We start from the raw sequence: 3,765 nt of genomic DNA on the forward strand, positions 1-3,765 counted from the left end.
GAAATCCCAAAAAATGCACACTTTTTCCGGTATACCCTTCAAAACCCTTGCACTAATTTCTGTGTTTATCAGCCTCTAACCTTTGATATATCAAGGTTTTAGGTTTATTCAGCAAACCCTATTTAAAAAGACAATTCTTGAAATAACTCTGTCAAAGGAAGATGAAAATTAGGAATCACATCTTCTCCATCAAGACTATCTTCTAATTGTAAAAGCTGTGATGGTTTAGGTTTGCGATAAACTAATACACATTCTTCATCTGGTAATATCACCCATGCTAAACGAGTTCCATTTTCAAAATACTCTACTAATTTATTATGAATTTCCTCAAAAGTATTATTAGGAGATATAATTTCTACAGCTAAATCAGGAGCGCCATCAAAAAAACCCTTGGGTAATCTCTTTAAACCTTGTAATCTTTCTTTATCAATAAAAGCCAGATCAGGGGATCTTTTGTTACCAGTTTTCATTTTAAAAGCAGTGCTAGAATCGCAAGTTATACCAAGTTTATGTTCGCGCACAAAACCAGTTAAAAAATATCCGAGAGTTAGAGCTAAATAACCATGTTCTAAACCTGAATTTGCCACAATAACTAGCTCTCCATCCACATATTCATAAAGATTTCCGTCCTCCTTTAATAACATAAACTGCTCATCTGTCAAAGTTTGATGATTAGCTGAAGGTTGAATTAATTCAAAATTTGTGGTTGTAATTTGTGTCATTAGATTTAACTCCACAGTTAATGATCAGATACCCGACTTCTGATTGATAATATTTCGTAGTGAGGACTTTAGTCCTCAAATGAGGAATAAATTCCTCACTACAAACTAATCAATCACAATAGGAACACAAGCATAATAAAAAATTATACCAAAAATAAAATAATTGTCACCTGATGTTCACTTAATTTTCACTTAATTTTCACCGTGCGATCGCCTCAAACAATTCCCCTAATTCCCAGAAACATCATATCTCCTTCGCCAACTTCACCCAATGCTCAATCCCCTTCTTCGTCGGTTGTCTCACATCCCCAAACGTCCAAATATCCCGTTTATGCTGCAATCCATAACTAACATGAATCGGTCTAGTGCTACCATAAAAATACAAAGAATCAAAAGGTAACTTATGCTGTAAAATCCAATCTACCAAACATTCACTAGGTAAATCTGCAATCATAAAATCACAAGCAGCACCCAACCTTTCACAATAATATTTACCATTCTTGTTAATTTCATAACTGATATGCTGATCTAACTTAGGTGCAACCCGACCATTTTTTTCACCTGTCAATGGATCTTTTTTCTCCAAAAACTTTTTTAAATCAGCAGAACAAAAACCATAAGTTAAAATAAACTTGTCCCTGCCGTAATTATCAATAACAGGATCAATGATCAACTTATTTAAATCTTGTAAAGCCGGAATAGTCTCTAGAATATTCTGAGGGAAAGGGTTGATATATTGAGCATATTTTTGATAAGTCTGAGTACAGGTACAAAAATCTTCTAAAGTCAGGTATTTACCTAGTTTCAGTTCTTTCTCATTCATTCCTAGCACCCTTTAGCAAGTAACATCATCATTGTTTACAGCCACACCCTACATAGACCTATCTAATCTATACAACACAATTTACCCTCTACTGAATTTATATATTGTATTATCATAGGACTTACGCATTGACAGGATCAACCAAATATGAGGTATGGATTTCAGGCTTTTTAACGTGATTTTTTAATGATTTTTGAGCGATCGCTATTGATCGGAAGTTAATCGACAAAAGCCTGAAACGACGGATTTTCGTTCATGCACATCATGGTGAATTTGTACAGTGCGTAAGTCCTATATCAGAGTAAATATATTAAATAACTTATCGTTTGTGTTAGGACTGCCAATACATGAAGACCTATGAAATAGTTTCCATAACAAGGTACAAATAACTAAAGAAGGATATTCACAGAACCAATGCAGTTTTTGAACACAATCAACTTTACAGTTCCACTATTGGCTAATGCCACAGCCACAGAACCCGTAGACAGTACAATGGTAGTAGCAGCCGTGCTACTGAGTTTAGTAGTAATTTATTTCGCCAGCAAACTGGGAGGCGAACTATCCAATAAAATCGGTTTACCACCCGTTTTAGGTGAACTCGTTGGTGGTGTGATCATCGGTACATCTGTTTTGCATCTGTTGGTATTTCCAGAAGGAGGTACAGACAGTTCCAACTCCTTAATTATGACATTCCTGCAAATCACCGCTGGTTTAACTCCAGAAGCAACTCCCCAGGTTTTTGCAGCACAGTCAGAGGTAATTTCAGTTTTAGCCGAACTGGGTGTAATTATCCTGCTGTTTGAAATTGGCTTGGAATCTAATTTAAAAGACTTAATGGAAGTCGGTATCCAAGCTTTTGTAGTCGCAGTAGTGGGCGTAGTAGTACCCTTTGCCGCAGGTACAGCAGGTTTAATGATCATCTTTGGTATCAGTGCAGTACCCGCAATTTTTGCCGGTGCAGCTTTGACAGCTACCAGTATCGGTATTACCTCCAAAGTGCTATCAGAAATAGGAAGGTTAAATTCCAAAGAAGGCCAGATAATTCTCGGTGCAGCGGTAATAGATGACGTATTGGGAATCATCGTTTTAGCCGTAGTTGCTAGTTTGGCCAAAGATGGCGCAGTAGATGTAAGCAACGTCATTTATTTGATCGTGAGCGCCACAGCTTTTCTGATTGGTGCAGTCATCCTGGGTAACATTTTCAATAAAACCTTTGTAGCGATCGCCGATCTACTCAAAACACGCGGTGGAGTAGTTATCCCAGCGTTCATTTTCGCCTTCATCATGGCCTACATTGCTGATGTCATCAACTTAGAAGCAATTCTGGGAGCATTTGCAGCAGGTTTAGTTCTTGAAGAAACCGATAAACGCAAAGAACTACAAAATCAAGTTCTTCCCATTGCGGATATGCTAGTTCCAGTTTTCTTCGTCGCCGTCGGCGCAAAAACCGACTTAGGAGTTTTAAACCCAGCTATTCCCACCAACAGAGAAGGTTTAATTATGGCAATCTTCCTGATCACAGTCGCCATTATTGGTAAAGTGATCACAGGTTTGGCCGTATTTGGTCAACCAGGTATTAACCGTTTAGCCATCGGTGTGGGTATGATTCCCAGAGGTGAAGTAGGTTTGGTATTTGCCGGTGTTGGTGCAGCTAGTGGCGCTCTCTCAAAACCACTAGGAGCAGCAATTATTATGATGGTAATTCTTACTACCTTCTTAGCTCCTCCTTTGTTAAGATTCGTTTTCCCCGAACCAAAAACCGCCGCTACCGTAGATGGTGCTACTGATCCATCATTAATCGGGAGCAACAGCAAATGATGGCAGAATGGAAATCACCTCAAATTCTCGGGAGAGTCTGAATAAGTAAAAGCAGTCTTTGTCCGGTTTGTGCTTGTCCATAATCAACTATGGACAAGTATCTTTTGACCAATTTTTTCCATGACCCTGAAACGAGACGCAAGCCCCAGGCTTTTAGACATGGGGATAAGTCGATAGGGACTTTAGTCGCATTAAAGCGATTGATGGGCTTTAGCCACATTCAAAATTGTATAGAATAATTCATCCAATCTTGATTAAAACTTCATGTTATTATACAGGACAATATCGAAAATCAGAAAAATGTCTAATTATGGATGCCAACAACACTTAATCAATCCTGATGAAAATTTAGCTGCTATTCTGGAATTTTTGTGTGGAGAATCAGCTAAACTTGCTAATTGC

The 3,765-nt window shown here is 38.0% G+C and carries 3 protein-coding genes; 1 reads left to right on the top strand and 2 read right to left on the bottom strand.

The features are described from left to right. Nucleotides 1-122 precede the first annotated feature (122 nt). Both FFR48_RS26195 and FFR48_RS26200 read right to left on the bottom strand, forming a co-directional pair. Nucleotides 123-722, bottom strand: coding sequence for a Uma2 family endonuclease (locus FFR48_RS26195; RefSeq protein WP_187039820.1), 600 nt, complete (start codon nucleotides 720-722; stop codon nucleotides 123-125). A 244-nt stretch (nucleotides 723-966) separates the two neighbouring features. After that, nucleotides 967-1,545 (bottom strand): hypothetical protein, encoded by a 579-nt coding sequence (locus tag FFR48_RS26200; protein WP_096565812.1) that lies wholly within the window; start codon nucleotides 1,543-1,545, stop codon nucleotides 967-969. A gap of 414 nt (nucleotides 1,546-1,959) precedes the next feature. Between FFR48_RS26200 and FFR48_RS26205 the strand changes: the two genes are divergently transcribed. Beyond that, nucleotides 1,960-3,363 (top strand): cation:proton antiporter, encoded by a 1,404-nt coding sequence (locus FFR48_RS26205; RefSeq protein WP_137669376.1) that lies wholly within the window; start codon nucleotides 1,960-1,962, stop codon nucleotides 3,361-3,363. Nucleotides 3,364-3,765: the final 402 nt, after the last annotated feature.

The sequence above is a fragment of the Sphaerospermopsis reniformis genome (assembly GCF_005402885.1).
Taxonomy (GTDB): domain Bacteria; phylum Cyanobacteriota; class Cyanobacteriia; order Cyanobacteriales; family Nostocaceae; genus Sphaerospermopsis; species Sphaerospermopsis kisseleviana.

Excerpts from the sequence above, each read along its gene's own strand:
- FFR48_RS26195 (WP_187039820.1), bottom strand. The coding sequence starts at position 722 with ATGACACAAATTACAACCACAAATTTTGAATTAATTCAACCTTCAGCT.
- FFR48_RS26200 (WP_096565812.1), bottom strand. The coding sequence starts at position 1,545 with ATGAATGAGAAAGAACTGAAACTAGGTAAATACCTGACTTTAGAAGAT.
- FFR48_RS26205 (WP_137669376.1), top strand. The coding sequence starts at position 1,960 with ATGCAGTTTTTGAACACAATCAACTTTACAGTTCCACTATTGGCTAAT.